Consider the following 26576-nt stretch of genomic DNA (forward strand, 5'->3'; position numbering starts at 1 on the left):
GCCGTTTTGATCCCACCGCAACTCCATGATCGACGCGGCGTGGGCGGGCGGGAGAGGGGCGTTAGCCGGAAGGGGCGGGGGTGGGGGTGGGGGTGCGTAGGGTGGCGCGTTGGACTGCGCGGCTGATGTCGCTGGGGGAGACTATTCCGGTCAGGCGGCCGTCCTCGGCTACCACCAGGGCTCGGCCGTCGGCGCACTCGGTGAGCCGGGGGAGCAGGTCGTTGAGCTGTTCACCCGGCTGGGCGAGCACCAGCTCGTCGGCCCGGCAGGCCACCTCGGCCAGCGTGGTCGACGTGCGCCGCTCGGCCGGTACGCCCCGCACCCGGTTTACGGTGACCAGGCCGGTCGGCCGCCCCTGGTCGGTCAGCGGCAGCGCCGAGTGCCGGTACGCGAAGAGGTAGTGGTCGACGAAGTCGGCGACCGTCATGTCCGCCGACGCGGTCTGCGGCTGCGGTGTCATCACGTCGCCGACCCGGATTCCGCGCAGCGCGGTTCCGGTGCGGGCCTGTCGCTCCTCCACCCCGGCGGCCCCGATCAGGAACCAGCCGATCAGCGCCAGCCACAGCCCGCCGAAGCCGACGCCGGACAGGAACTGCCACAGCCCGAGGCCGATGAGCAGCGCGCCGAGCACCCAGCCGGCCCGCGCGGCGACCACTGACGCCCGGGTGCGGTCGCCGGTGGCCTTCCACACCGCCGCACGTAGCAGCCGACCGCCGTCCAGCGGCGCGGCCGGCAGCACGTTGAAGATCGCCAGCAGCACGTTGATGCCGGCCAGCCAGGCAATCGCCCCGAAGAGCAGCCCGCCCTGCCCGGCCAGCGCGAACAGCAGCGCGATGACGCCGAAGAACGCCCCGAGCAGCAGACTGACCAGCGGGCCGACGCCCGCGATGCGCAACTCCGCGCCCGGGTCACGCGGCTCGCCCTTCAGCTCGGCCACGCCGCCGAACAGCCACAGCGTGATGCCGTCGACCTCCAGCCCGTTGCGTTTGGCCACCACCGCGTGCGACACCTCGTGGGCGAGCAGGCCGACGAAGAAGACCACCGCCGCGGCCAGGCCGGCGAGGGTGTACGCCACGGCGGAGCGATCCGGGTACGAGCGGGGAAACTGGTTGGCGGCCAGCCCCCACGCGATCAGCGCGAAGATGACCAGCACGCTCCAGTTGACCCCGACCGGCACCCCCGCGATCCGACCGATCCGGAAACTCGCCCTCATCCCGGGCTCATACCCACGGTCAGCCGAGCCATGCGACACGCGGCGCTCAGGTCGTCGCTGCGGAAGGTGCAGCAGCTGAGATCGGGCGCGGATGCGCCTTGGTGACAGAAGGTCGATCAGGCTGTCGGCGTCACCGACAAGCGTATGGCGTTGTAGATCAGCTACACCTGCCGAGCGAGCGTCGTCGCCTCGCGCAGGAGCGCATCCAGGTCGCTGGCGGAGATCGCCCCGCCGCCGAGCGTGTGGAGGATGGTCAAGCCCTGGATACGACCCGCAACCTTCGGATCAACGTCAGCGTCGATGCTCGGATCGAGGGCCGCGCTGATCAGCCTCTCCGCGCTGGTGGCGTCGGTTTCGGCACCACCGTTCGTCGTGCTTCGCATGTGGCTGACGAACCGGATCACCTCTTCCGGACTGGCGCCGTCGGGGAAGCGACGGTCGACCGCGAGGTAGAAGACCGCGCCGAGCAGCGTGGCGAAACCTTCCCAGCCCTGACTGTCGAGGCGAGCCTCGACGCGGTCGTTCTCGGCGTGGTCGCCCGTCACCATGGTGCGGATGTAGGCGACCATGTCAGGACTGATCGTCAAGATGCTTCCCTTCACGATGCTTCTTGGTCATGTTCCACAGGCCCTTCAGGCCGACGACTACGGCTCCGGCTGCCATGATGACGGAGCTGACTGGGTGTTCCAACTGTGGTCGATCTGGCGGCGGGGCGGGCCTGGGAGCGGTGGTGGAGGTCGCGGTGCCGCCGGGGCCGCTCTTGATCTGATGCATCAACTCACGGAGCCCGGCCGTGGTGGCCTGCTCGGCGTCCTGAAGGTTGCCCTCGGTCTCGTCCGCCTTCTTCACGTGACGCCGGAGGAAGGCTTCGGCTCGGTTGCCCCTGGCTTCTGCCTCTGCGACCACCCGTTCACCCGTTGGTGATCCGCGGTCTTCGTCGAGGCGGGTGGGGGCAGATCCAGGGGCGATCACGTTGACGTAGTTGGCGAGATGTTGTGCGGCGTTGCTACTCAGTCGGCCGAGCCGGCCGGCCTTGTCGACAGCGGTGCCGCTCTTGCTGATCGCCAGGCCGAGCTTCGGGTTCTCGCTTCCGCTAGCGAGTTGGTGGAGATTTCGCCGAGCCTCGGCGACGTCCTGCTGGGCGTGGCCCGCTTTAACGGCGAGGGCGTCCAACTTGTCGATCGCGGCGTTAAGCTGCGCCACGACCTGGGCCAGAAGCCCAGTCATCCGAGTGACTCCCGATAGCTGCCGGCGTTGTCCTTGACCACTGTGATCACGTGGAGGGTCAGTTCCACCTCGCGTTGGGCCGAAATGAGGTCAGCACGGACCTTGTTGGCCTCGGCGTGCTGGCTGTCATGCAGGGTGGCGAGGGCGAGGCCGGTCGCCTCGTCGAGCTGAGTGCCGATTTCCCTGACTGTGGCGGCGGCTTCGCTGAGCGAGCGGTCGGCTTCGTAGAGGATCGCTTTGATCTCGCCGATGCTCACGGTCAGCCCAGCACGCTCATGTACTGTCGCGCTGCTTGACTGCTGCCCTGCAGGGTGGTTGCCCCTTCGACCAGCCGCTGTTTGCTCTGCTCGGCGCGAGCGATGGCTTCGGCGAGCGTCGGGTGGCCGGTGCCGGCGGCGCGCAGCCGGACCAATACCTGTTCGATGCTGGCCATGCTGTCCTCCCCGCTCGACCACGCGCGACGCGAGCCATCTTCGTACGTTCCGTGGAGGGACGAACACTAACCGACATCACGCGCCGTTCGCAGCCCCGGACGTAGATGCCGGCGAGCGGATTACCTCTGGCCGGGCGTCAGCGGCGGGGGGTCTCGCTGGCGATGGTCGCCTCGCGGGGCAGCGCCGCCGCCCGCATCGCCCAGTCCAGCGCGTAGTCGGCGATCTCCTCCCAGCCGGGCGCTCCGACCGTGAAGTGCGACCGGCCGGGAAACTCCTCGTACGCGGTGAGCGCGCGGGACTTCTGGTAGAGCCCCGCGTTGGCGCGGACCACCGACGCCGGCACCACGTGGTCCTGCCCGCCGGCCATCAGCAGCAGCGGCGCCCGGTCGACGCGTCCGGTGTCGACGCGGGCGGGCGAGCGCGGGTCGACGTTGGCGAACGCGCCCTCGAAGAACACCCGGCCCGCTCCGGGGACCGCGTACCGCTGCCAGGCCCGGTCGGACTCCTCTCGGCTCAAGGTGTTGCCGAAGGTGTAGGCGAAGTCGTCCGGGGTGAACGGGACGGCCTTGCTCCGGTTGGCGGGGCTGCGCAGGATCGGGAAGCCGGAGCGCAACTGGCTCAACGGCACCTTGAGCACCCCCTTGATCGCCGCCGGATGTACCCCCACCACCGCCGCGCCGAGTCCCCGGTCGGCGAGGACCTGGGCGAACAGCCCACCGAACGAGTGGCCCATGATGATCGGCGGACGCGGGAGCGCCCGGATGATCCGGTCGTAGTGGGCGACGATCGTCGCCATGCTCTGCTCGGCGATCGGGCTGGGGTCGTCGCGCAACTGCTCGACGGAGCGGTCCATGCCGGGCCACGCGGGAGCGATGACGTGCATGCCGCGCTCGGTGAATCGTTGGGCCCACCCCTCCCAGCTCCGTGGGGTCATCCAGAGCCCGTGGATCAGCACGATCGTGTCGACCTGGCCCTGCGGTGTGGCACCCATCGCGTCCTCCCGGTGTCGCGGCGTCCGGCGGCGCGCTTACCCGCTGCCGGACCCGGAATGCCTGTGTCGGGGGCGGATGTGCCGGTGGGCGTGATGACTCAGGGGCATCTTGATGACTGGGTGGCATCACGCTCGTCGGGGTCCTCGCCCGCCGGCCCGTCACGCTGCGTGCCCGCCGGGCTCTGAGCCGTGCCGTCCGGCCCTGACAAATGTCACGGTCGGAACGTGACGGCCGCTTCAGGAGTCGAGGTCCGCGACACCCCAGGATCAATGCCATGACGAGTACGCATCCGGCCGTCGAGCTGAACGGCCTCACCAAGACCTTCGGTACGGTCACCGCAGTCGACGGACTGAGCCTGCGGGTGCAGCCCGGCGAGGTGGTGGCGTTCCTCGGCCCCAACGGGGCGGGTAAGACCACCACGATCGACATGCTGCTCGGCCTGGCCCGCCCGGACGCGGGCACCGTGCGCGTTCTCGGCGGCACCGCCGACGAGGCGGTTGCCCGGGGGCGGATCGCCGCCGTGCTCCAGACCGGCGGCCTGCTCAAGGACCTCACCGTGGGCGAGACGGTACGGATGACCGCGCACTTCTACCGGCGCACCCGACCGGCGGCCGAGGTGCTGGCGCGCGCCGGTATCGCCGACATCGCCGACCGGCTCGTCGGGCGGTGCTCGGGCGGTCAGCAGCAGCGGCTGCGCTTCGCGTTGGCGCTGCTGCCGGACCCGGACCTGATGGTCCTCGACGAGCCGACCACCGGCATGGACGTCGAGGGTCGGCGGGACTTCTGGCAGGCCCTGCGCCGCGACGCCCGCGACGGCAGGACCGTCATCTTCGCCACCCACTACCTGGACGAGGCGGACGCGTACGCCGACCGGATCGTGCTGGTCCGCCAGGGCCGCGTCGTCGCGGACGGCACCACCGCCGAGATCAAGAACCTGGCCGCCGGCCGTACGGTGCGGGCCACCCTGCCCGGCGCGGACCAGGCCGCGCTCGCCGCGCTGCCCGGCGTCGACGCCGTGGAGGTACGCGGCGACAGCGTGCTGGTGCGTACCGGCGACTCGGACGCGATCGCCCGGCACCTGCTCACCCGGACCGCCGCCCGGGACGTGGAGATCACCTCCCGCAACCTCGAGGACGCCTTCCTCGCCCTGACCACCGAACGTATCGGAGCCTGACCCATGACCACCCTGCCCGCACCGGCGGTTCTCGGCATCGAGCTGCGCCGGGTGCTGCGCAACCGCCGCACCCTCGCCTTCACGCTGATCATGCCGGGCGTCTTCTTCCTCATCTTCGGTCTGCCGCAACGGGGGCAGACCCTCGACAACGGCCGGCCCGTCACGGCGTACGTCATGATCAGCCTCGCCGTGTACGCGGCGATGGTGGCGACGACCAGCGCGGGTGGCGCGGTCGCCACCGAGCGGGCGTTGGGGTGGAGCCGGCAGCTCCGGCTCACGCCGCTGCGGCCGACCGCGTACGTGGCGACGAAGCTGGCCACCGCGATGACCCTCGGCCTGCTCGCGGTGGTCGTGGAGTTCCTGGTGGGGGCTGCGGCCGGCGTCCGCCTCCCGCTGGACGTCTGGCTGCTGTCCGGGCTGGCCGCCTGGGTCGGCTCGCTTGTGTTCGCCGCGTTCGGCCTGTTCATCGGCTACCTGGTGCCGGCCGAGAACGTCATGCAGTTCATCGGGCCGATCCTGGCGGTGCTGGCCATGTTCGGCGGGCTGTTCGTGCCGGTCGACGTGCTGCCGCACGTGCTCCAGCAGGTCGCGAAGTTCACCCCGGTGTACGGCATGGGTGAGCTGGCCCGCTCGCCACTGACCGGCGACGGCGTGAGCATGGCGGCGGTGGCCAACATCGTCATCTGGACCCTGGCCTTCGGTGTCGGCGCGACCCGGCTGTTCCGCCGGGACACCGCTCGGGTCTGACCGGTCCGACCGCTAGCGTGAACCCGATGGACCTCCCGACGGGGCAGCCCCAGCCGATGAACCGCCACTGGCGGTACATCGGCTGGCTGCTGGCCGCCGTGTGGCTGTTCTTCCTCAACGTGCCGATCTCCACCGCGCTGCACCAGTCGGAGCCGTGGCGGCGGTTCGTCGGAGTGACCGCCCTCGTCGTCTTCGGACTGGGTTACGTGCTGCTGTTCCAGTGGGCCCGTCGGCTGCGTCGGCTGCTGCTGCCGATTCCGGCGGGGCGAGCACGTCTGGGCCTGCTGGTGCTGCTCGGGGTGGGCCTGGCCAGCATCCCGGGCACCGGCGGCGACTGGCTGGCGACCCTGGTCTACGTGGCCGCGGCGGGGGTGTTCCTGCTGCCGCTGTCGGAGGCGCTGGCCACCGTGGCGCTCTGCGCCGTGACCCCCGCGCTGGCGTCCCGGCTGGTGCCGGGGTGGGAGGCGGAGAACGGCATCGTCTTCGCGGTGCTGCTCGCCTCGTTCGCAATGTTCGGCGTGTCCGGGCTGGCCCAGCGCAACAGCGAGTTGCAGGCCGCGCAGCAGGAGATCGGCCGGCTCGCGGTCGCCGAGGAGCGGGCCCGCGCCGCGCGCGACCTGCACGACATCCTCGGGCACTCGCTGACCGTGGTGGCGATCAAGGCCGAGCTGGCCGGGCGGCTGATCGAGGTCGACACCGTCCGGGCGGCCGCCGAGATCGCCGAGGTGGAGAAGCTGGCGCGGGCGGCGCTGGCCGACGTGCGGCAGACCGTCGGGGCGTACCGGGAGGTCACCTTCGCCGGGGAGTTGGCCGGCGCGCGATCCGCCCTCGCCGCGGCGGGCATCGCGGCGGAGTTGCCGGCCGAGATGCCGGAGCTGCCGCCCGAGTGGGACCGGCTGTTCGGGTGGACGGTACGCGAAGGGGTGACAAATGTGGTCCGGCACAGCGGGGCGCGGTGTTGCACGATCCGGGTCCGCCCGGACGGGGTCGAGGTGAGCGACGACGGTCGGGGACCGTCCACGCCGGACGTCGACGCCGCCGGGTACGGGCTGGTGGGCCTGCGGGAGCGGGCCCGCCGGTTGGATGCCGTGGTGACCGTGGGTCGGCGGCGGGACGGCACCGGTTTCCTGCTGCGGGTGCACGCCCCGGCGGAGGCCCGGTGAGCGGCCCGTCCACGCCGATCCGACTGCTGCTCGCCGACGACCAGGCGCTCGTGCGTGGCGCGCTGGCCGCGCTGCTGTCGCTGGAGCCGGACCTGACCGTCGTGGCCGAGGTGGGCCGGGGCGACGAGGTGGTGTCCGAGGCCCTGCGGCACACGCCCGACGTGGCCCTGCTGGACGTGGAGATGCCCGGCCTGGACGGGATCGCCGCCACCGCCGCGTTGCGGGCCGCGCTGCCGGCCTGCCGGGTGCTGGTGGTGACCACGTTCGGTCGGCCCGGCTACCTGCGTCGCGCCATGGAGGCCGGCGCGAACGGCTTCGTGGTCAAGGACACCCCGGCCCGGCAGCTCGCCGACGCCGTCCGCCGGGTGCACGCCGGACTGCGGGTGGTGGATCCGACGCTGGCCGCGGAGACCCTGGCCACCGGGACGAGCCCGTTGACCGAGCGCGAGACCGAGGTGCTGCGCGCGGCGCGGGGCGGCGGCGCGGTCGCCGAACTGGCGAAGACGCTGCACCTGTCCGAGGGGACGGTGCGTAACCACCTGTCGGCGGCGATCGGCAAGACCGGTGCCCGCAACCGCGCCGCGGCCGTGCACATCGCCGAGCAGAACGGGTGGCTGCTCGGCGACTGAGCGGCCCGGCTCAGGCGGTCGACGGCGGGGTGGGGAGCTGGTCGACGACCACCAGGCTGCTGCCGGGCCGAACCTCGGCGAGCAGTTCCCGCTGACCGCTGCGGGTCACCCGGATGCAGCCGTTGGTGGTGTTCTCGCCCAGTTCGTCGTCGTTCTGCCAGGTGTGCAGGCCGATGTGCGCGCCCCTGAGCCCGGTCGGCACCGCCTCCGGGTCGTCCGGCACCGAGCCGAGGGCGTAGATGTCCACGCCGCCGTAGACCTCCTCGGGTGGCGGGGTGCGGCCCAGGATGAAGGTGCGCCCGAGCGGCGTCTCCTGCCCCGATTGGCCGAGGCTCGTCTTCCAGGAGCGCACCGCCTTGCCGGCCCGGTACCAGGTCAGCCGGTGTGCCCTGCGCTCCACCACGATCTGGTCGCGCAGCGCCACGGTGTCGAACCCGCCCGGCGGCAGCCAGGCGAGCTGCCGGTTCGCCGACGGCAGCAGGACGGCCGTCCAGCCGGCCCGCCGCTGGGCGATCGGCACGGTCAGCTCGGCCCCCGCGAGCGTCGGCTCGACGAAGGCCAGCGGCCGGCCACCGGGAGCGTCGTACGCGGCGATCCGCCGGGTCGGGTGCACGCCCTCGGCCAGTGGCGTGGTGTCCATCGTGGCCGGGTCGGCGGGGAAGCCGCTGGGCGCGGGGTCGTAGTCGAGCACCGGCAGCCCGTCCGGAGCGGGCGCGGCCGGCGGGACCGACTCCTGGAGGCTCTGCTCGACGCTGCTCGGCGTCGGGTCGGCGATCGCCGCGTTCTGGTCGTCGGGGGCCGTCGAGCGTGGGGTGAGAGCCTGGCCGGTCAGCAGCGCGGCGACCAGCAGCACGGGTACGGCGACCGCGCCGACGATCCAGCCGGCGCGACGACGGTACGGGGACATTCGGTCAAACGGCACTAAACCACTCTAGGGCGGTGAACGGTCCGGGGCCCCCGGTTCGGCGATACCCGCCGCCTGGAGGCCCCGGGAGTCGGTCAGAGCCGCGCGCCGATGTGGATGGCCACCGCGTCGTGCGCCGGCACGTTCGCGGCGAACCAACCGTTGCCGTCCACGGTGATCACCGGGCCGCTGCACGATCCGTTCGCGTACGTGCCGTGGATGACGTCGCAGTACCGGCCGGCGGGTAGTCCGGTGTAGTACGAGCGGCCGTTCACCGCGGCGTCCTCGTCGTTGACGGTGACGTAGCCCTTACCGCTGCGGCTGAACGCGATGTGGTTGTTGCCGTTGTCGTACCAGTTGGCCACGCCGGCGCCCTCGGTGGCGTTGCGGAAGCCGACCATGTTGGCGATCACCGGCCAACGGTGCTCGCACTCCCAGCCCGAGTAGCAGGTGGTGTTGAGAGTCTTGTTGCTGCCGTCCGAGGGCGGGCCGGCGTCCCGGTCGCTGAAGGTGTAGCTGGACATGACGGTCGGCGACCCGTACGGCCAGGCCAGCATGAAGGCGTTCGCGAGGGCGTAGATCCCCCGGTCGCGGTAGGTCAGCACGCCGCTGGAGTCGCGCTGGGTGTCGTGGTTGTCCACGAACACCGAGGCCGAGCCGGAGGGCAGGTGCCCCCAGCCCTCGCCGAAGTTCTTCAGGTAGGCGAGCCGCTCGGAGCGGAACACCCGGGCCAGGTCCTTGCCGTAGCGGAACTCGTGCACGTCGCCGTTGCCGGTGTACTCGGTCGGCTGGACCGGCTCGCCGGCACCGTAGATGACCTCCTGCACGACGTACGCCGAGCGGGACAGCTTGCTCCTGATGGCGGCGATGTCGGCGGCCGGCATGTGCTTGCTGGCGTCCATCCGGAAGCCGTCCACACCGAGGGACAGCAGGTCGTTGAGGTACGACGCGATCTTCGTACGGACGTAGTCCGACTCGGTCTTCAGGTCGGACAGGTTGACCAGCTCGCAGTTCTGCACCTCGTACCGGTCGTTGTAGTTGGCGATGTCGTCGCCGCCGTTGCGTCCGCAGTGGTGGAAGTCCTGGGTCTGGTAGATGCCCGGGTAGTCGTAGTGCGCGTACGACGAGCCGGCCCAACCGGTGCCGCCGTTGTCCTGGCCGGACATGTGGTTGATGACGGCGTCGACGATCACCTTGACGCCGGCCGCGTGGCAGGTGTTCACCATCGACTGGAACTGCGCCCGGGTGCCCTTGCGGGACTCGATCCGGTAGCTGACCGGCTGGTACGCCATGTACCACTGGTTGCCCCGCACGTGCTCCTGCGGGGGCGAGACCTGCACGTAGCCGTAGCCCTTGGGGCCGAGGGTGCTCTGGCACTCGCTGGCGACCGACGGCCAGTTCCACTCGAAGAGCTGGACGATGACCTTCTTGGCGCCGGACGGGCTGGCGGCGGCCGGGGACGCCGTCGCGGTGAGGGGAACCAACAGGCTGGCGACCAGGCCGAGGGCGAGGATCGCCGAGCCGCGTCGACGTTGGCGCATCGGGACTCCTGACGGGAGCGGGGGTGGGGGTGGTGGTGCCGGGGGAGCACGGGACTGCTCGGATCTTGCAATACGTGCTGAAAATTTGCCGAAAGGTTACAAGCGTGTTGCAAGGACTGTCAATGCATGGACCTGCGTCACTGCCTGCCACGTGCGGGGAGCGTGCACAACGCACCGGGACGTCACTTGGTTCGATGGCGGCCCAGAATTTTTTCCCCCCGGGTGATCCGCGCGCGCCGTCGGTCCGTACTGGATGGGGGAGCAGGGGTCGGCCAGTGGTGCGCCGCCGCGAGACGATCGAGGAGCAGATGGCCCGGGCAAAGCAGAACCAGAAGGCCGCCGAGGTCCGGACCAGCACCAGCAGTCGGGGGGTGCGGACGCGGTCCCGCTCGGCGACGACGATGCTGATCGCCTCGTTGCTCGCCGCCTTCTGGGCGGCGACCATGCTGACCGGCGCCGGTCAGATGGCGTACGCGTACGGCTTCTTCTTCACCGAGTTCTTCGCGGGCGTGATCGCCCTGGTGTCGCTGAGTCTCACCGTGATGCTGGGACTGCTCGCCACCGACCGGCTGGTGCTGAACATCTCGCACCGCGTGCTGATGCAGTCCGCGCACCGCGCCACCGGCGTCCTGGGTACGGCCGGACTGGTCTTCCACGTGCTCACCAAGATCGCCACCGGTCGGGCCGCGGCGACCGACTCACTCGTGCCGTTCATCGGTGGCCGAGGGCTCTACGTCGGCCTCGGCACCGTGGCCGCCCTGCTCATGGTCAGCGTGATCTGGACCGGCATCATCCGGGCCCGCTTCGCCGGCGTCGGTCCGAAGTGGCTGTGGCGCACGCTGCACTCCGCCGCCTACCTCGCCTGGCCGTTCGCGATCTTCCACGGCCTCAACGCCGGTCGGGCCGCGGCGTCCTGGGTGGTCCTCAGCTACTTCGCGTGCGTCCTGCTCGTCGTGTTGGCGCTGCTGGTGCGGCTCTCGGTCACCATCGGCCGGCGCAGTCGCGAGCAGCAGCAGGCCGCCGTGCGCAACGCGGCGATGGCCGGACGGGCCACCGACGAGGGCCGTGGACGCTCGTTGCTGGCCGGCCTGGGTCGCCGCCGCGAGAAGAGTGAGGACAAGCGTCCGGCCTGGGCGGAGGCCACCACCGCCACGTGGACGGCGCCGACCGGTCCGCGGCGGCGGGACCCCGAGCGGTTCACCGTTCCGGTGGTGCCCGAGCCCGGTTCGCTGGTTGAGCCGGTCCGGCCGAGTCGCCGTCGCCGCGACGAGGAGCCCGCCGCCCGGCAGGACCGCCGCGAAGAGATGGAGACGACGGCGACCCGCCGCTCCGCCCGCCGCAACGACGAGGAGGAGATGGAGCCCGTGACCCGGCGGCGCGCGTCGCGCAGCCGCGACCGGGACGAGGAGACCGCCCCCACCCGGCGGCGGCGGGCCGAGGAGCCGGCGGCCGAGCGGAGCGGACGACGGTCCCGCACCGAGGACGAGGGCACCCGGTACTCCGCCCCGCCCCGGCGGGCCACCGACGAGCCCGAAGAGCCGTGGGACAGCCCGCGCCGCTGGCAGGCCGCCGAGCCGATCTCGGCCGGTCCGGTCTCGGTCGAGCCGATCTCGGCCGGCCCAATCTCGAGCAGCCCGATCTCGGCCGGTCCGATCTCGGCGGCGCCGCGCAGCGGCAGCGGCCGGCACAGCGCGGAGGACGACCTGCCGGAGGAGCCGGACTACTGGCGTCCGCCGGCCCGGTACGTCCCCGACGAGGTTCCGCCGCCCGTCGACGACACCCCGACCCTGGTCGACCTGGCATCTCGTCGCGCGCGGCGGGCCGAGGGCCGGTCCGCCAAGCGCCGCAAGGCCAGCGCGGACGCCGTGGACGGGGCGTACTGGGCGGGTCTGCGGGGTGAGGCCAAGTGATGCGGACGACCGTGCCTCCGGTGGCCTGCGTCGGTGAGCCTCGACTGACCGCCGGGTTCGCCGAGTTCGGACGCCTCGACCTGGCCGCGCACGAGGAGGTGCACGGACCGATCGGCCCGATGGAGCCGGCGCAACTGTTGCGGCTCGCCGAGGGCATGCAGCTCAAGGGCAAGGGCGGCGCGGGCTTCCCGTTCGCCCGCAAGATGCGCGCCGTGCTGGAGTCGTGCGAGCGGCAGGACCTCGCCGCGGTGGTGGTGGTAAACGCCACCGAGGGCGAGCCGGCGAGCTGGAAGGACAAGGTGCTGCTGACCCGCGCCCCGCACCTGGTCCTCGACGGCGCGGCGCTGGCCGCGTACGCGCTGGACGCCGACGAGATCGTCATCGGCGTGGCGGACGACGGGGTCGGCCGGGACTCGCTGATGGAGGCCCTCGACGAGCGCCGGATGCCGGTGCCGACCACCATCGTCACCGTGCCGCACCGGTTCATCTCCGGCGAGGGCGGCGCCCTGGTCAACGGGATCAACGGGCTGCCGCACATTCCGCCCGGCACCAAGAAGCGCTCCAGCGACTCCGGGGTCAGTGGCCTGCCCACCCTGCTGTCCAACGCCGAGACGTACGCCCAGCTCGCGGTCGGCGCGCGACTCGGCCCGTACGAGTACGCGGCCCTCGGCACCGACGACGAGCCGGGCACCGTGCTGCTCACGGTGACCGGCGCGGCGGCCCGGCCGGCCGTGGTGGAGTGCACCGCCGGCATGCCGCTGCGCGACGTCCTCGACCTGTGCGAGGTCCCGGACGTGCAGGGCATCCTGATGGGCGGCTACCACGGCAAGTGGATCACCGCCGAGGCGGCCGAGAAGGCCGAGGTCTCCCGCAAGGGCCTCGCCGCGGTCGGCGGCACCCTGGGCGCGGGCATCATCATTCCGATCGGCGTGGACACCTGCCCGCTCGGGGAGGCCGCGCAGGTGGTGCGCTACCTGGCCGGCGAGTCCGCCGGCCAGTGCGGCCCGTGCAAGATGGGCCTGCCGGACCTGGCCCGCGCGGTCGACCTGGCCGTGGCCGGCAGCCAACCGGCCGACGTCGTCCGCGCGGCCGCGGGCGAGGTCAAGGGCCGGGGCGCGTGCAGCCACCCCGACGGTACGGCCCGGTTCGCGCTCTCGGCGATCGAGGTATTCACCGAGGACCTGCGGCTGCACAGCACCGGCGACGGCTGCGGTCGGCGGGTCAAGGGCGTCATGGGGCTGCCCGGCGCACCCGACCCGAACCCGCAGAAGCTCACCCTGGACTGGTCCCGCTGTGACGGGCACGGCCTCTGCGCGCACGTGGTGCCGGACTTCATCCGGCTCGACGCCAACGGCTACCCCGCCTTCCCCGCCACGCCCGTGCCGACGTGGCTGCGCGAGGGCGCCCTCAAGGCGGTCAAGGTCTGCCCGGAACTCGCCCTGCGCCTCGCCAAGGCCGAGTAAGGAACGGCACCTTTTTACCGCCTCGTGTATAGCAAGGGGCCCTTCCTTACGACTGTGGAGGAGTACGGATGCGCAAGCGGATCGGGCCGGCGGCGGCAGCAGTACTCGTCGCCGCCCTGCTCGCCACGACGGCCTGTACCGGCACGGTGCCGCCCGACGCTGCCGCCGCCGGGACCGCGCCGGCCCCGACCAGTTCCCCGACCCCCTCGGCCGGGGCGTCGTCGGCCCCGGCGGCCCCGGTCCCGGACACCCTGCGCTTCACCGGCACGACCCTCGCCGGCAGCGCCTTCGACGCGACGCGACTGGCCGGCCGACCGGTGGTGCTCTGGTTCTGGGCGCCGTGGTGCGCCACCTGCGCCAGCCAGGCCTGGACGGTGGCCGAGATCGCCCCGAAGTATCGGGACACCGTGCCGATCGTCGGCGTCGCCGGGCTGGGCGAGCAGCGCGACATGAAGAACTTCGTCACCGAGTTCGACCTCGGCGACATGCCCCAGATCGACGACCGCAAGGGCGTGCTCTGGAAGCGGTTCAAGGTCACCGAACAGAGCATCTTCGTGATCATCGACCGCGACGGCAAGGTCGTCCACCAGGGCTTCCTTGACGGTGAGTCACTCACCGCCCGGGTTAGCGCGTTGGCCGGGGCGTGACCGGCCCGCTGCTGCTCGCGTTGACCGCCGGCATGCTCGGCGCGGTCAACCCGTGCGGGTTCGCGTTGCTGCCCGCGTACCTCTCACTGTTGGTCGCCGGAGCGTCGGACGCCCGCGGCGCGGTCGGCCGCGCGCTCACCGCGGCGGCCGGGCTCACCCTGGGGTACGTGGTGGTCTTCGGCGCCTTCGGTCTGGCGCTCGCGCCGCTGGCCGGCTGGCTGCGACCCCGGCTGCCGTGGCTGACGGTGGTGCTCGGGCTGCTGCTGGTGGCGGCCGGTTGCTGGCTGCTCGCCGGCCGGCGACTGCCCGCGCCGGGCTGGACCGCTCGGGCGCCCCGGCTGACCAGGTCGTGGCCGTCGATGGCGCTGTTCGGGGCGGCGTACGCGCTGGCCTCGCTGGGGTGCGCCATCGCGCCCTTTCTGGCCATCGTGGTGACGAGCCTCCAGGCCGGCTCGACCGGGCGTGGGCTGGCGCTGTTCGGCGCGTACGCCCTCGGGATGGGTCTGGTGGTCGCGGTCGCCGCGGTCGGGGTGGCGCTGCTGCGCGATTCGCTGGTGGCCCGGCTGCGCGTCGCGGGCGCGCTGGTGCCCCGGCTCAGCGGCCTGGTTCTGCTGCTGGCGGGCGGCTACGTCGCCTGGTACGGCTGGTACGAGCTACGGCTGGCCGCCGGCCGGCGAGAAGCCCTCGAAGACCCGGTCATCCAAGCAGCCGCGCAGGTGCAGCACGCCCTGTCGAACACCGTCGACACCCTGGGCCCGGCGGTGCTCCTGGCCACCCTGGCAGCGCTGCTCCTCCTGGCAGCCCGCACCGCGCGCTCCCGCCGTCATGCCCGCGATCTTGCACTTTCTGTCGCCCCAAAAGACGCGGATCGGGGCATCGAGACGACAGCAAGTGCAAGATCGGCGGGGTGAGCTGGTCTAGCGCGCGGGGGGGGTATGGGTCTTGACATCCGGAAGTGATCGTCGGAGCCTGGCTGACAACGTTGTCACCACCGAAGGGCCACCATGCGTATCTCCGAATTCGAGCTGAGCAGGCGGCGGCTGCTCATCCTCGGCGGCGCCATCGGCGCTGGACTCGCCATCGCCCGACCCGCCGCCGCCCAGGCCGCGTCGGCCGCCCCCACGCCACCGGCCGCGGCCACCGGCCCGGTTGCCCACACCTACCACTCGCTGCTGCTCGCCCACACCCGGTGGGCCGAGGAGCAGTGGGATCCGGCGATCAACGCGTACCGCCTCGCGGACTTCAGGTTCGCGGTCGTCCTCGGTAACGCCGTTCTGCTCATCTCGCCCGGGTACGACCCGGCGGCGGCCGGCGTCGACCGGGACACGCTGCACGCCCGTACCATCGCCACCATCCGCCGGTTCGCGGCCACCAACCGGCTCGCCGGCGGCACCGAGTGGGGCCGACAGCTCTTCTGGGACAGCACCTTCGAGCTGTACTTCGTCCTGGCCGCCCGACTGCTCTGGTCCGACCTGGACGAGGTGACCCGCACCAACGTCGACCGCATCGCCCGGGGACAGGCCGCGTACGCCCACTCCCTCGGCACCGGTAACGACCCACTGAGTGGCAGTTGGACGCCGAACGGCCGCACCGGTGGCTGGATCGGTGACACCAAGCTCGAGGAGATGGGGGTCTACGCACAGGCGATCGCTCCCGGCCTGGCCTGGGCGCCGGACGACCCCGCAGCCGCGGCGTGGCGCGAGCGGTTCTCGATGTGGACGCTCAACGCGACCGGACTACCGGCGGCCGACCGCGCCAACCCCGCCGTCGTCGACGGGCGGGCGATCGCGGACTGGAACACCGCCCACAACATCCACGACACGTTCCTCGTCGAGAACCACGGCTCCTTCGGCCCGCACTACCAGGAAGAACTGTGGCGCACCGGGGGTCGTACCGCGGCGCACTTCCTGACCGCCGGCCAACCGCTTCCCGAGGCACTCACCCGGCAGCCCAGCGGCGACCAACTGTGGCGGACCATGCGGCTGCTGGCCAGCGACGCCGGCGAACCCTTCATGCCGATGGTCGCGGACCGCTACCACCTGTACGGCCGTGATGTCCTACCGCTGGCCTTCCTCGCGCAGGTTCAGGGCGACCGGCACGCCGCCCGGGCCGAGGCGGACCTCGCCGACCGGCTCATGCCCTACCTGAACTACCCACCCGAGAATCGGCTCACCAAGTTCAGCGGCGAGCCGAAGTACGAGCCCGAGGCCCGGGCCGAGATCGCGATCAGTTACCTGTTCCACTCCTGGCGGGCAGCCAACGGCGGCGTGGTCCAGCCGGTCGCCAGCACCACGTTCTTCGCGGCGGCTGCGGGCACCCGGGACTTCGGGGAGCAGGCCGGGCTGACCGCCCAACAAACCCCGGCCGCGTTCGCCGCGGCGGTCAGCAAGACCGGATTCGTCTCGTTCCAGTGGGCGCCCGCCCACGACAACTGGTTGTTCGACACCCGGGCCGCCTCGCTGCTGCCGAGGCAGTCCGCGCCGGTCCTCGGCCGTACCTCCGCCGCGTACACCGTGGCCCGGGACGGTGTCGACGCCACGGCGACCGTTCTGCGCGTCGCCGACGGCACCGCCGGATACGTCACGCTACCCACCGGTACGGTCGTGTACGCCACCACCGGCATCAGTGCCGACGAGGGCACGCTCACCCTGTTCAACCTGGACATGCCCGGCGTACCCGGGCTCACCGGCAGCCGTACCTTCACCGGCGAACAGGGATCCGTCACCCTGGCCGGACAACCGGGCGTCGGCGACGGCGGAACCGACCAGATCAGCTTCGCGCCTCGTTCCGCCCGGTACGTGCGGATGCTCGGCCGTTCCCCCGCCACCCAGTACGGCTACTCCCTGTTCGCCTTCGCCGTGCTCGACGCCGGCGGGGTCGACCGCGCCGCCGGCCGGCCCACCACGGCCTCGTCCGCCGACCCCGCCTACCCCGCGGCGCGGGCGACCGACGGCAACCCCGGCACCCGCTGGGCAGTCGCCCGGGAGGAACGCGCCCGCGCGGACAGTTGGGTCGCCGTCGACCTCGGCGAGCCGATCGACATCAGCGGCGTACGCCTGGACTGGGAGTCCGCGTACGGCACCCGCTACGTCATCCAGACCTCTCTCGACGGCTCCGACTGGAGCGACGCGGCGGCGGTGCCGGACAGCCCCACCATCGCCGGCTCCTGGCTGGACATCGACGGACGAGCGGGTCTGGTGGTCCACAACGCGCAGAACCCGATCACCGTGACCGCCACCACCGTCACCCTGTCCAGCGGGCCGGCCACCGGCAGCACCCGGCTGATCATCGAGGGGTACGCGGGCGCGAGCCGGCCGGCCCTGGCCGCCGCGGCGTCGCGAACCCTGCCCGGCGGCGGTCCGGAGGCGTTGCGGGTGAGTGACGCGGACGGATACCTGAGCCTGTTCAACCTGTCCGACAGCGCCATCACGGCGGCGGCCGTCACGCTTTCGCAGCCCGCCACGCTGCGGCTGTACCACGGAAGCCAGGTCACCGGATCGGGGACCACGACCTACCAGGTCGACCTTGCCGCCGCGACCGCACGCGTCGAGCCGCCCCGCTTCACCGTGACCGCGGCACAGCCGGAGAAGGCGATTCCCGCCGGTACCCGGTTCGACGTCACCGACTCGCACCACCTCCGAGTCACCGCGCCCGCCGGGCACATCGTGAAGGTGCAGGTGGAGTCCGCGGCCGGCGGCGCCCGCCAGCGGCTGACGGTTCCCGCCGGACACAGCAAGGACGTCGCGTTCGCGGGCGCAACGGTGACGCCGACCAGCGACCTGGCCCGGTCTCGGACGACCTACCCGACGTCACCGCTGCCGGCCGGCATGACCGACCCGTCGGCCGCCGTCGACGGCGACCCGGGGACCGCCTGGCAACCGGGCCCGAACGGCCGAATGGTGATCGACCTCGGATCGTCGCGGGAACTGGCCTCGGTCCGCCTGACCTGGACGCCCGGTCGGCGGCGGCCGATCACCGTGGCCACCTCGGCCGACGGACTCGGCTACAAGACGGTCGCCTCGGTGCCGAAGCCGAAGCCCGAGACCACCGTCACGACCACGTCCTCCGCGCGGTACCTGGCGGTCGCGGTCGCCGACTGGCAGCCCGGTGACGCCCGGCTGACCTCCGTGGAGGTGTTCGCCGCCTGAAAGTTCGAACAAACGACGGCGGGGCTGGTGCGGATCGCACCAGCCCCGCCGCCGACTGACTCAGCGCAGGGGGGTCAGCCGGTCGGTGCCCAGGCGGTCCTGGAGGACCTTGGGGACCAGGACGCTGCCGTCGGCCTGCTGGTACTGCTCCAGGATGGCCGGGAAGAGGCGGCTCGTGGCCAGGGCGGAGCCGTTGAGGGTGTGCACGAAGCGGGTCTGCTTGCCACCCGGCTCGCGGTAGCGGATGGCCGCCCGACGCGCCTGGTAGTCGCCGGCCCAGGAGACCGACGAGACCTCCTTGTACTTGCCCGTGCTCGGCATCCACACCTCGATGTCGAGGGTCTTCTTCATCGAGGCGCTGGCGTCGCCGGCCGAGAGCAGCGTGCGCTGGTAGTGCAGGCCCAGCCCTTCAACCAGGCTCTCGGCGTGGGCGAGCATCTCCTCCAGCGCCGCGTCCGCCTGCTCGGGCAGGGTGAACTGGAAGATCTCCACCTTGTTGAACTGGTGCCCGCGCACCGTGCCGCGCTCGTCCGAGTGCGACCCGGCCGACTCCCGCCGGTAGCACGGCGTGTACGCGAACGCCTTCAACGGCAGCTTCGTGGTCTCCAGGATCTCGTCCTGGTACGCGCCCAGGATCGCCGTCTCCGAGGTGGGCAGCAGGAACTGCCCACGCGGCGCGGAGGCGGCGTCCAGGTGATAGACGTCGTCGTAGAACTTGGGGAACTGGCCGGCGGCGAACCCGGCCGAGTCGAGCAGCAGGTGCGGCGGGAGCAGGAACTCGTACCCGGCCTTGATGTGCTGGTCGACGAAGTAGTTGAGCAGCGCCCACTCCAGCCGGGCGCCGACACCCGTGTAGATCCAGAAGCCGGAGCCGCCGAGCTTGACGCCGCGCTCGTAGTCGACCAGACCGAGCGCCCGGGACAGCTCCACGTGGTCGCGGACCTTCTCGATCACCGGTGGCTCACCGAAGGTCTTGACGACCCGGTTGGCCTCCTTGCCGCCGGGGAGGATGTCGTCGGCGGGCAGGTTCGGCAGCTCGCTCATCGCGTCGCGCAGCCGGGCCTGCACCTCGTCCAACTGGGACTCCAGGTCGGCGAGCTGCTTGCGCTCCGCCTCGGGGGCGGAAACCTGCGGCTCGGTGCCGGCGCGCTTGGCCTGCGCGTACGCCCGGGCCTCGGCCTTGCGGCGTTGCCGCTCGGCGTCGATCTCCGTGATCAGGGCGCGGCGTTCCTGGTCGAGCCGCTGGATCTCGTCCAGGGATCGGGTGACCTCGGCGGGATCCAGTCGCTTCGCCAGCGCGGTCGCCACCGCCTCGCGATCCTTCCGGATCAACTCCATGTCGAGCATGCTGCTCCGTACGCCTCCGTCCGGGGTTCACTGGTGAACCATCAGATGTTACCGTCGCGCACGTTTCCACCCGGGGACGGGGAGCGCGAGAGGTTTCTACAACCGGATCGGCATCAGGACGGAGAAGGTGTCCTCGTCGTCCGGGCGGCGTACGGCCAGCGGGGCGATCGGCCCGTCCAGCTCCAGCACCAGTTGCGGGCCGCCGGCCGCGTCCAGCGCGTCGAGCAGGTACGCGCCGTTCACCCCGAACCGCAGCTCGCCGTTCGGATCGGCGGGCAGCCCGGTCAGCTCGGTGGGGTGCAGCAGCCGCAGGCCACCCGCCTCGTCGAGGCCCAGGACGGAGACCGCCAGCGGCGTGCCTGCGTACTCGCGGGCGAGCGTGGGTGCGGCCGGGTCGCGCAGCGCGGCGCGCAGGGCCACCACGTCCACCGGGATGCGGTACGCGGCCGGCCGCACGCCGACCGCCTCGCGCAGCAGCCGCCGGTAGTCCGGGAAGTCGTACGGCAGGGCGACGCCCGTGAGCATCCGGCCGGCCGCCATGACCCGCAGCTCAGGCCCGGCCACCGTCAGTCGTACCGGCCCGTCGTCGGTGTCCAGCAGCCGGCGCAGCCGGTCGACGAGGTCCACCGGCAGCAGCACCCGCACCGGCGGCCCGTCGACGGCGGCCCCGGCCCGGGCCAGCGCGAGGCGGTGCCGGTCGGTGGCGACCAACCGCACCGCGTCCGGCTCGACGTCGAGCAGCACCCCGGACAGGGCCGGCAGCTCCGGGTCGACGCCGACGGCGAAGCGCACCGCGTCGAGCGCGGCGGTGAGCTCGGCGGGGGAGAGCAGCAGCGTGGTCACCACGGCCGGGCCCGGATCGACCAGGGTACGCAGCCGCGTGATCTCACGGCGTGCGTCGGCGAGCCCGTCGGTCAGCCGGCGCAGGTGCGCGTCGAGCAGCCGGTGCACCTCGGCCGGCTCGGCGCGGACGGCGGCGGCGATGTCGGGCACCGGCATACCGACCCGGCGCAGCCCGGCGACCAGCCGGGCCGGGGCGACCTGCGCGTCGGTGTACCAGCGGTAGCCGGTCACCGGGTCGACCAGGGCCGGCGTCAGCACGCCCGCCGAGTCGTAGAAGCGCAGCGCGCTGACGGTCAGGCCGCTGGCGCGGGCCAACTCGCCGATGCTGTGCAGGTCGCTCACCACGTCGGGCATCCTGCCCCCTCGACCTGGTTGAGGGTCAAGCGGCCGGCCCGGTCCCACGCGCCGCCGTGTCGCGTGTCGCTCCGGCCGCCGCATCGCGTGTCGCTCCCGCCGCCGACGAGCCGGCTGCGACCTCGTCCCGTTTCAGCACCCGGAAGGTGAGCCCGGCGCGGACCAGCCGGTCGAGCAGCGCGTCGCCCATCGCGGTGACCGGGGTGAGCTGGCCGGCGGTCGGCGGCAGGTCGTCGAGCGCCAGACAGAGCGCCGACTCGGCGAGCATCTTGGCTGTCTCGTCGTAGCCCGGGTCGCCGCCGGCGACCTCGGTGACCACGCGCTGCCCGCCCCCGGTGCCGACGAACCGGACCCGGAACCAGGACGACGCCCGCTGCTGCGCGCTGGGCCCCTGCCCGGAGGCGAGCCGCCCGAGCAGCCACCGCCGGGTGGGCGGCACCTTCACCAGGCCGAGCAGCGCGCCGAGCCCCACCGCGCCGACGAGCACCGTCGGCAGCCGCTTCAGCGCCGCGAAGTGCCGGTAGCGGAAGTCCGGCCCGTACTCCGGGCGGGCCGCGGCCGACCGGCGGACCACCTGCGGATCGATGGTGGGCAGCGGCACGGTCCAGCTGCCCAGCTCCGCCGAGCGGGCCAGCCGGCCGGGCACCGCGCGGACCCGGCGGTCGGTGGGACGCGGCTCGACCGCCCGGCGGGCGCGGGCGGCCCGGCTGGCCTGCCCGGTCCGGGCGAAGGCGGTGAGCGCGGAATGGTAGGTGCCACCGGAGAACCGGGCGCCGGCGCGCACGTAACCGTCCACGGTGATCGGTTCGCCGGCCGGCAGGTGCTTGACGGTGAACCAGACGCCCAGGTCGTGCGGGACGGAGTCGAACCCGCAGGCGTGCACCAGCCGGGCGCCCGTGCGGGTCGCCTCGGCGTGGTGGCGGACGTACATCAGGTCGACGAACTCCGGCTCGCCGGTGATGTCCAGGCAGTCGGTGCCGGCGCGGGCGCAGGCCGCGACCAGCGGCTCGCCGTGGTGGACGTACGGCCCGACGGTGCTGGCGACCACCCGGGCGCTCTCGGCCACCACCCGCAGCGACCCGGCGTCGCCCACGTCGGCGTGCAGCAGCGGCAGGTCGACCAGCGCGGGTTCGATCGCGGCGAGCCGGTCCCGCACGGCGGCCAGGCGAGCGGGGTCCCGCCCGGCCAGGGCCCAGCGCAACCCGGGCGGCGCGTGCCGGGCCAGGTACTCGGCCGTCAGCCCGCCCGTGAAGCCGGTCGCGCCGAACAGCACCACGTCGTACGCCCGCTCGCCAGTCATCCTCCGAGTCTGCCACCGGTCATCGTCGCGCGCCGATCCGGCGAGGGCGGGTCACGGCGTGAACACGACCCGGACGCAGCCGTCGGCGCGGTCGGCGAACAGCGCGTACCCCGAGGGGCCGTCCGCGAGCGGCAACCGGTGGGTGGCCAGGTGCTCGGTCCGCAGCTCGTCGCGGGCCATCCGGTGCAGCAGCATCGGTACGTCCCGCAGGTCCGGCCGGCGGGCCCCGCGCACTGTGAGCCGCTTGTCGGTGACCGTGCCCAGGGCGAACCCGTCGACGGACCCGTCGGTGCCGCCGAGCACCACCACCACGCCGTCCTTGCGGCAGGCGTGCACCGCCTCGCGCACCGGGTCCGGGCGGCCACCGCCGGCCAACCGGTCGACGACCGAGCGGGGCGGCGGCGGACCGACCGCGACCACGCACACGTCCGGGCCCCGCCCACCGCTGCGCTCGCGCAGCTCGGCCGTCACATCGGCCCGGCGGTAGTCCAGCGGCTCCGCCCCGGCGTGCCGTTCGGCCATCCGCAGGCGCTCCTCGTACCGGTCGACGACGAGCACCCGGGCCGCGCCCCGCAGCACGGCGGCGTGGGCGGTCAACTGGCCCACCGCGCCGGCCCCCCAGACCGCCACCACGTCGCCGGGTCGTACCTCACCCAGTTCGGCCGCGAGCCAACCGGTCGGCGCCGCGTCGGCGGCGAAGAGCGCCCGGTCGTCGTCGACCGCGTCCGGCACCCGGAACGCGCCGACGTCGGCGTACGGCACCCGCACGTACTCGGCGTGTCCACCGGCGAAGCCGCCCGCCGCCCGGGGCCGGCCGAAGCAGCCGGCGTCCGGACGTTCCCGGCCCGGATCGACGCTCGGCACGTCGACGGCGGAGTTGTCGCAGCACGAGTGCCGCCCCTGGCGGCAGTACCAGCAGCCGCCGCACGCCACGCCCGCGCCGACCACCACCCGGTCGCCGATCCGGTGCCGCCGGATCGCCGGCCCGGCCTCGACCACCTCGCCCACGAACTCGGCCCCCAGCACGTCACCGGCGCGCAGCAGCGGGTCCCGCCCCGCCAGCAGGGGCAGGTCACCCCCGCAGGTGGCGCTGCGGCGGACGCGGACGATGACGTCCCGCTCGTTGCGCAACTCCGGGTCGGGCACCTCGCGTACCGCCAGCTCGTCGGCGGCCACCCAGCACAGCGCCCTCACCCGGGGACCCTCAGGCGGTCCAGCGCCGAACGGTCCGCGCGCAGCACCTCGCCGGCCTCGGCGCGCTGCTTCACCTGGCGCAGGGTCCGCCGGACCAGCAGGCGCGGATCGTCGCCGACGAGGTGGGCGGCGAGGCCTGCCGTCGCGGCGGCACGGGCCAGTGGCCGGGCGGCCAGCTCGGTGCCCCGCTCACCCGGCGCCTGCCGCACCCGCACCTCCACCACGCCGTCCAGGCGGCGCAACGGCTCCGGCCACCGGCCGTCGGGAAGCACCTGCTCCGGGGGGCGGTCCACGGTCACCACCTCCCACCCGGCCGCGGTGAGGTCGCGGTCCGCGCCGGACCGGCCACGCCACCGGGGTACGCGCAGCAGCCGTGCCGCCCCGGCCAACGCGCCGCCGCCGAGGGCCGATCCCGCCCGTGCCAGCCGTCTCCTGCGTCCCATCGGTCCTCCCGGTCCACGTCCCCCGATCGTCGGTCGGGCCCGGGTGAAGCGGGCTCGCCCGGAAGGGGTGAACCGGCCCCCGCCGGGTAACCGCTCGCCGACCGGGGGGCGGAACGCGGGCGGTGGGGGTGGGGGCCGGGTGCCGGAACAGCAGGATTCCGCACGGGTCGGCACGGCGGCGGTGCGGCCGGGGGAGCAGCGTCCGCTGCTGTCGTCGCGGCTGACGCCGACCGTGCCGCCCGAGCCGGTGGTGGCCCGGCCGCGCCTGCTGCGCCGCCTCGACGAGGGCAGCGCCGGGCCGGTCACCCTGGTTGTCGCGCCCGCCGGGTGGGGCAAGACGACCCTGCTCGCCTCCTGGGTACGGCTGACCGAACCCGAGGACGCCCCAGCGCCGGCGTGGGTCTCGGTGGAGGTCGGCGACGACGGCGACCGGCTGTGGGCGTACCTGGCGGCGGCCCTGCGCACGGCCACCGGCGCGGCGGACGACGACCTGGTCGCCCCCCTGCCGACCGGCCCGCCGCGCCCCGACCAGCTGGAACTGCTGGCGGCCGGGCTGGCCGCCGCCGAACGACCCGTACTGCTGGTCCTGGACGATCTGCACCGGATCACCGACCCGGCCGCGCTGAGCGGGTTGGAGTTCCTGCTGCGGCACTCCGAGCAGCGGCTGCGCCTGGTGGTCGGCGCGCGGGCCGGGCTGCCACTGGCCCTGCACCGCCTACGCCTCGCCGGCGAGCTGACCGAGGTCGGCACGGACGAGCTGGCCTTCACCGACGACGAGGTGGCCGACCTGCTGACCGCGCACGGTGCGCCGCTGCCGGCCGCCGCCGTACACCGGCTTCGCGAGCGCGCCGGAGGCTGGCCGGCCGCGCTGCGGATCGCCGCGCTGGCGTTGCGCGGCCAGCCCGACCCGGAACGGTGGGTGGGGCAGTTCGGCGGCGACCAGCCGGAGATCGCCGGCTACCTGCACGAGGAGGTGCTGGCCGCGATCGACCCGGCCGATCGGGACCTGCTGCGTCGTACGGCCCTCGCCGAGAGCGTCTGCGCCGAGCTGGCCGAGGCGTTGACCGGCCGCGCGGACGCCGAGCAGGCGCTGGCAAACCTGGCCGGGGCGGGCGGCCTGTTACGCCGGGAGGACAGCCGACCACCCTGGTACCGCTGCGACCCGCTGCTCGCCGACCTGCTCCGCGCCGAGCTGGCCCGGCTGCCCGGCGACGAGGTGCGGGAGCTGCACGCGCGGGCGTCCGACTGGTACGCCGGCGCGGGCCGACCCGCCGACGGCCTCCGGCACGCCCTCGCCGCCGGCCGCTGGGACCTGGCCGCCGAGCTGTTCGTCGCGCACTGGCCGGAGCTGACCCGCTACGACCACGATCCGGTCGGTGGCCCGACGCCGCCCGCTGCGCCCCCGGAGGCGGTCCAGGCCGATCCGGAGGTGGCCCTCGCCAGTGCCGCCGAGCGGGCGTACGCCGGCGACCTGAGCGCCGCCACCGGCCACCTGCGCACCGCCGCGTCGTACGCGGACGCGCTGCCGACGCCACGGCGGGACCGGTTCCTGCGGTTGGCGACCGCGCTGGAGCTGACCCTGGCCCGGCTCGCCGGTGACCTGCCGCAGACCCGTGCGGCCGCAGCCCGACTGCTGCGCACCCGCCCGAGGGCCGCCCCGACCGCCGGCTCACCCGACGGCCCGCCCGCCGGGCCGCTGACCGACGCCTCGGGGCCCGGGGACGCCGACCTGCGGGCGTTCACCGGGACCGCGCTGGGCCTGGTCGGGATGTCCGCCGGCGGGCTGCCCGACGCCCGGTTCGTCCGGGCCCGGGCGGCGGCCCGGGAGGCCGGCCGGCCGCGTACCGAGCTGGTCGCCGCCAGCCGCACCGCGCTACTGCTCGCCGTGCGCGGTGACCTGCGTGCGGCGGAGCAGGCGGCGCACGACGCGCTGGGCATGCCGCCCTGCCGGGGCTGGTCCTGCCGGCTCGACTGCGGCTACGCGTACCTGGCCCTGGCGGTGGTGGCCCTGCACCGCGACCAGCCCGAGGAGGTCGCCGCGAACCTCGCGCTGGCCGCACCGGCCACCGACGAGCCCGGCGACGAGCCGGTGGCGGCGGCGGTCCTCGCGCTGTGCCGCGCGGGTCTGGCCCGGGACGCCGGTGACCCGGCCGCTGCCCAGCGGCTGCTCGTGGGCGCGCGCGAGGCACTGCCCGACGAGCCGGCCGCCGCCGAACTGTCGAGTCTGCTCCGGGCCGCCGAGGCCGACGCCCGCGCCGAGCGGGGCGACCTGGACGCCGCCCGGGACCTGCTCGCGGACGTCGCCGGCGACCCGGCCACCCCGGCGCTCGACGTGGTCCTGGCCCGGGTCGAGCTGCGGGCCGGCGACCTCGGCGCCGCCGGGCGGGCCCTACCGGACTGGCAGGGGCCGCCGGCCGCAGCCTGGCCCCTGTCGGTACGCCTGGACGCCGGGCTGCTGGAGGCGGTGCTCGCCGAACGGGCCGGGGACGGACGACGGGCCAGGCGGGTCCTCGAACAGGTGCTCGACCTGGCCGGCCCGCAGGGCTCCCGTCGGGCGTTCACCCGGGCACAACCGTCGGTCCGGGACCTGCTGGCCGCCCACCTCGACGCGGGCACCGCGCACTTCCCGCTGGTCGGCGACCTGGTCCGGGGCGTCGAGGAGGGCGCCGCCCGGCCGGCGGTCGAGCCGGGCGGCCTGCTCGACGAGCCGCTCACCGAGCGGGAGCTGACCATCCTGCGGTACCTGCAGAGCATCCTGTCCAACGTGGAGATCGCCGGCGAGCTGTCGCTGTCGGTCAACACGGTCAAGACGCACGTGCGCAACATCTACCGCAAACTCGGCGCGACCCGCCGGCGCGAGGCGGTCCGGCGGGCGCGCGAGCTGCGGCTGATCTGAGCGGCGG

The 26576-nt window shown here is 73.5% G+C and carries 23 protein-coding genes; 10 read left to right on the forward strand and 13 right to left on the reverse strand.

Annotated elements, in window-relative coordinates:
- Nucleotides 1–61: 61 nt before the first annotated feature.
- The 6 genes from ACIBTX_RS28330 to ACIBTX_RS28355 all read right to left on the reverse strand — a co-directional run bounded on the left by ACIBTX_RS28330 (nt 62) and on the right by ACIBTX_RS28355 (nt 3865).
- Nucleotides 62–1213, reverse strand: coding sequence for a site-2 protease family protein (locus ACIBTX_RS28330; protein ID WP_396833213.1), 1152 nt, complete (start codon nt 1211–1213; stop codon nt 62–64).
- Between the two features lie 161 nt (nt 1214–1374).
- Nucleotides 1375–1782, reverse strand: coding sequence for a hypothetical protein (locus ACIBTX_RS28335; RefSeq protein WP_396833214.1), 408 nt, complete (start codon nt 1780–1782; stop codon nt 1375–1377).
- Between the two features lies 1 nt (nt 1783).
- Entirely contained in the window at nt 1784–2440 is a 657-nt protein-coding gene (locus ACIBTX_RS28340) for a hypothetical protein (protein ID WP_396833215.1), read from the reverse strand.
- A complete protein-coding gene (locus tag ACIBTX_RS28345; protein WP_363660262.1) occupies nt 2437–2697 on the reverse strand; it encodes a hypothetical protein in 261 nt (86 codons plus the stop codon). The genes ACIBTX_RS28340 and ACIBTX_RS28345 overlap by 4 nt, the downstream gene beginning before the upstream one ends.
- 2 nt (nt 2698–2699) lie before the next feature.
- Nucleotides 2700–2873, reverse strand: coding sequence for a hypothetical protein (locus ACIBTX_RS28350; protein ID WP_363660263.1), 174 nt, complete (start codon nt 2871–2873; stop codon nt 2700–2702).
- A gap of 137 nt (nt 2874–3010) precedes the next feature.
- Nucleotides 3011–3865: an alpha/beta fold hydrolase gene (locus ACIBTX_RS28355; RefSeq protein ID WP_357132393.1), complete on the reverse strand. Its 855-nt coding sequence runs from the start codon at nt 3863–3865 to the stop codon at nt 3011–3013.
- Between the two features lie 275 nt (nt 3866–4140).
- On the opposite strand from ACIBTX_RS28355, the gene ACIBTX_RS28360 reads away from it, so the two are divergent.
- Genes ACIBTX_RS28360 through ACIBTX_RS28375 form a run of 4 tightly spaced genes read left to right on the forward strand, consistent with a single transcriptional unit; the run spans nt 4141 to nt 7579 of the window.
- Nucleotides 4141–5040: an ABC transporter ATP-binding protein gene (locus tag ACIBTX_RS28360; protein WP_357173598.1), complete on the forward strand. Its 900-nt coding sequence runs from the start codon at nt 4141–4143 to the stop codon at nt 5038–5040.
- 3 nt (nt 5041–5043) lie between these two features.
- Complete coding sequence (locus tag ACIBTX_RS28365) at nt 5044–5787, forward strand: ABC transporter permease (protein ID WP_396833216.1); 744 nt, start codon at nt 5044–5046, stop codon at nt 5785–5787.
- A gap of 26 nt (nt 5788–5813) precedes the next feature.
- On the forward strand, nt 5814–6950 hold the full coding sequence (locus tag ACIBTX_RS28370) for a histidine kinase (RefSeq protein ID WP_357132402.1): 1137 nt from the start codon (nt 5814–5816) through the stop codon (nt 6948–6950).
- Entirely contained in the window at nt 6947–7579 is a 633-nt protein-coding gene (locus ACIBTX_RS28375) for a response regulator transcription factor (RefSeq protein WP_357132405.1), read from the forward strand. The genes ACIBTX_RS28370 and ACIBTX_RS28375 overlap by 4 nt, the downstream gene beginning before the upstream one ends.
- Nucleotides 7580–7589: 10 nt before the next feature.
- Here the strand turns inward: ACIBTX_RS28375 and ACIBTX_RS28380 are convergent, their stop codons facing one another.
- Nucleotides 7590–8501: a L,D-transpeptidase gene (locus ACIBTX_RS28380; protein ID WP_396833217.1), complete on the reverse strand. Its 912-nt coding sequence runs from the start codon at nt 8499–8501 to the stop codon at nt 7590–7592.
- Between the two features lie 77 nt (nt 8502–8578).
- Nucleotides 8579–10024, reverse strand: a complete 1446-nt coding sequence (locus tag ACIBTX_RS28385) for an alpha-amylase family glycosyl hydrolase (protein WP_357393292.1) — start codon at nt 10022–10024, stop codon at nt 8579–8581.
- A gap of 275 nt (nt 10025–10299) precedes the next feature.
- Here ACIBTX_RS28385 and ACIBTX_RS28390 point away from each other — a divergent pair, with 275 nt between their 5' ends.
- The 5 genes from ACIBTX_RS28390 to ACIBTX_RS28410 all read left to right on the forward strand — a co-directional run bounded on the left by ACIBTX_RS28390 (nt 10300) and on the right by ACIBTX_RS28410 (nt 18192).
- Nucleotides 10300–11934, forward strand: coding sequence for a hypothetical protein (locus tag ACIBTX_RS28390; RefSeq protein ID WP_357132414.1), 1635 nt, complete (start codon nt 10300–10302; stop codon nt 11932–11934).
- Entirely contained in the window at nt 11931–13397 is a 1467-nt protein-coding gene (locus ACIBTX_RS28395; RefSeq protein WP_396833218.1) for an NADH-ubiquinone oxidoreductase-F iron-sulfur binding region domain-containing protein, read from the forward strand. The genes ACIBTX_RS28390 and ACIBTX_RS28395 overlap by 4 nt, the downstream gene beginning before the upstream one ends.
- A 68-nt stretch (nt 13398–13465) precedes the next feature.
- Nucleotides 13466–14044 (forward strand): thioredoxin-like domain-containing protein, encoded by a 579-nt coding sequence (locus tag ACIBTX_RS28400; protein ID WP_357132421.1) that lies wholly within the window; start codon nt 13466–13468, stop codon nt 14042–14044.
- Nucleotides 14041–14955: a cytochrome c biogenesis protein CcdA gene (locus ACIBTX_RS28405; RefSeq protein ID WP_357132424.1), complete on the forward strand. Its 915-nt coding sequence runs from the start codon at nt 14041–14043 to the stop codon at nt 14953–14955. The genes ACIBTX_RS28400 and ACIBTX_RS28405 overlap by 4 nt, the downstream gene beginning before the upstream one ends.
- A gap of 93 nt (nt 14956–15048) precedes the next feature.
- Entirely contained in the window at nt 15049–18192 is a 3144-nt protein-coding gene (locus tag ACIBTX_RS28410; protein ID WP_396833219.1) for a discoidin domain-containing protein, read from the forward strand.
- A gap of 60 nt (nt 18193–18252) precedes the next feature.
- Here ACIBTX_RS28410 and serS read toward each other — a convergent pair whose 3' ends face one another.
- The 5 genes from serS to ACIBTX_RS28435 all read right to left on the reverse strand — a co-directional run bounded on the left by serS (nt 18253) and on the right by ACIBTX_RS28435 (nt 23673).
- Complete coding sequence (gene serS, locus ACIBTX_RS28415; protein ID WP_396833220.1) at nt 18253–19539, reverse strand: serine--tRNA ligase; 1287 nt, start codon at nt 19537–19539, stop codon at nt 18253–18255.
- 96 nt (nt 19540–19635) lie between these two features.
- Complete coding sequence (locus ACIBTX_RS28420) at nt 19636–20736, reverse strand: MerR family transcriptional regulator (RefSeq protein ID WP_396833221.1); 1101 nt, start codon at nt 20734–20736, stop codon at nt 19636–19638.
- A 25-nt stretch (nt 20737–20761) separates the two neighbouring features.
- Nucleotides 20762–22036 carry a saccharopine dehydrogenase family protein gene (locus tag ACIBTX_RS28425; protein ID WP_396833222.1) on the reverse strand — a complete coding sequence of 425 codons (1275 nt, stop codon included), beginning with the start codon at nt 22034–22036 and terminating at the stop codon, nt 20762–20764.
- Between the two features lie 51 nt (nt 22037–22087).
- Entirely contained in the window at nt 22088–23230 is a 1143-nt protein-coding gene (locus ACIBTX_RS28430; RefSeq protein ID WP_357132439.1) for an alcohol dehydrogenase catalytic domain-containing protein, read from the reverse strand.
- Entirely contained in the window at nt 23227–23673 is a 447-nt protein-coding gene (locus ACIBTX_RS28435) for a hypothetical protein (protein WP_357132442.1), read from the reverse strand. Before ACIBTX_RS28435 ends, ACIBTX_RS28430 begins: the two co-directional genes overlap by 4 nt.
- 67 nt (nt 23674–23740) lie before the next feature.
- Here ACIBTX_RS28435 and ACIBTX_RS28440 point away from each other — a divergent pair, with 67 nt between their 5' ends.
- On the forward strand, nt 23741–26569 hold the full coding sequence (locus ACIBTX_RS28440) for a LuxR C-terminal-related transcriptional regulator (RefSeq protein ID WP_396833223.1): 2829 nt from the start codon (nt 23741–23743) through the stop codon (nt 26567–26569).
- Nucleotides 26570–26576 lie beyond the last annotated feature (7 nt).

Source organism: Micromonospora sp. NPDC049359 (assembly GCF_044466585.1).
Taxonomy (GTDB): domain Bacteria; phylum Actinomycetota; class Actinomycetes; order Mycobacteriales; family Micromonosporaceae; genus Micromonospora.

Excerpts from the sequence above, each read along its gene's own strand:
- ACIBTX_RS28335 (WP_396833214.1), bottom strand. The coding sequence starts at position 1,782 with ATGGTCGCCTACATCCGCACCATGGTGACGGGCGACCACGCCGAGAAC.
- ACIBTX_RS28340 (WP_396833215.1), bottom strand. The coding sequence starts at position 2,440 with ATGACTGGGCTTCTGGCCCAGGTCGTGGCGCAGCTTAACGCCGCGATC.
- serS (WP_396833220.1), bottom strand. The coding sequence starts at position 19,539 with ATGCTCGACATGGAGTTGATCCGGAAGGATCGCGAGGCGGTGGCGACC.
- ACIBTX_RS28365 (WP_396833216.1), top strand. The coding sequence starts at position 5,044 with ATGACCACCCTGCCCGCACCGGCGGTTCTCGGCATCGAGCTGCGCCGG.
- ACIBTX_RS28385 (WP_357393292.1), bottom strand. The coding sequence starts at position 10,024 with ATGCGCCAACGTCGACGCGGCTCGGCGATCCTCGCCCTCGGCCTGGTC.
- ACIBTX_RS28435 (WP_357132442.1), bottom strand. The coding sequence starts at position 23,673 with ATGGGACGCAGGAGACGGCTGGCACGGGCGGGATCGGCCCTCGGCGGC.
- ACIBTX_RS28400 (WP_357132421.1), top strand. The coding sequence starts at position 13,466 with ATGCGCAAGCGGATCGGGCCGGCGGCGGCAGCAGTACTCGTCGCCGCC.
- ACIBTX_RS28420 (WP_396833221.1), bottom strand. The coding sequence starts at position 20,736 with ATGCCCGACGTGGTGAGCGACCTGCACAGCATCGGCGAGTTGGCCCGC.
- ACIBTX_RS28350 (WP_363660263.1), bottom strand. The coding sequence starts at position 2,873 with ATGGCCAGCATCGAACAGGTATTGGTCCGGCTGCGCGCCGCCGGCACC.
- ACIBTX_RS28330 (WP_396833213.1), bottom strand. The coding sequence starts at position 1,213 with ATGAGGGCGAGTTTCCGGATCGGTCGGATCGCGGGGGTGCCGGTCGGG.
- ACIBTX_RS28370 (WP_357132402.1), top strand. The coding sequence starts at position 5,814 with ATGGACCTCCCGACGGGGCAGCCCCAGCCGATGAACCGCCACTGGCGG.
- ACIBTX_RS28355 (WP_357132393.1), bottom strand. The coding sequence starts at position 3,865 with ATGGGTGCCACACCGCAGGGCCAGGTCGACACGATCGTGCTGATCCAC.
- ACIBTX_RS28425 (WP_396833222.1), bottom strand. The coding sequence starts at position 22,036 with ATGACTGGCGAGCGGGCGTACGACGTGGTGCTGTTCGGCGCGACCGGC.
- ACIBTX_RS28410 (WP_396833219.1), top strand. The coding sequence starts at position 15,049 with ATGCGTATCTCCGAATTCGAGCTGAGCAGGCGGCGGCTGCTCATCCTC.
- ACIBTX_RS28360 (WP_357173598.1), top strand. The coding sequence starts at position 4,141 with ATGACGAGTACGCATCCGGCCGTCGAGCTGAACGGCCTCACCAAGACC.